This window comes from Micromonospora aridisoli, assembly GCF_056150025.1.
In genome coordinates this window covers 1-502 of record NZ_JAXCFK010000207.1, presented here as the reverse complement: position 1 = coordinate 502, position 502 = coordinate 1, and the positions used below count along the sequence as shown (strand labels likewise).

1 protein-coding gene is annotated in these 502 nt (G+C 75.1%); it reads left to right on the top strand.

The window, feature by feature from the left end; translation table 11 throughout:
- A partial coding sequence (locus SM447_RS30135; RefSeq protein ID WP_474576246.1) for an ATP-binding cassette domain-containing protein occupies positions 1-502 on the top strand: 502 nt, incomplete at both ends.

Here is a 502-nt window from a genome sequence, read left to right as displayed (position 1 = left end):
GCTGACCCCCAGCGCCGGCGAGGTCCGCGTCTGCGGGTTGCGCCCCGTCGCCCAGCGCACCCGCCTCGCCCTGCGCATCGGCGTGGTCTTCGGGCAGCGGTCGCAGCTGTGGTGGGACCTGCCGCTGCGGGACTCCTTCGACCTGCTCCGGCACGTCTACCGGGTGCCGCCCGGCGAGCACGCCGCCCGGCTGCGCCGCTGCCGGCACCTGCTCGACCTGGACGCGTTCCTGGACGTCCCGGTCCGCCAGCTCTCCCTCGGCCAGCGGATGCGCGGCGAGCTGACCGCCGCGCTGCTGCACGGCCCGGAGGTCCTCTTCCTGGACGAGCCGACCATCGGCCTGGACGTGGTGAGCCGGCAGGCCGTGCGGGGCTTCCTCGCCGAGCTGGACCGGGCGGGTGACACGACCCTGGTGCTCACCACCCACGACCTGGCCGACATCGAGCGGCTCTGCCGCCGGCTCGTGGTGATCGACCACGGGCGGGTCGTGCACGACGGTTCG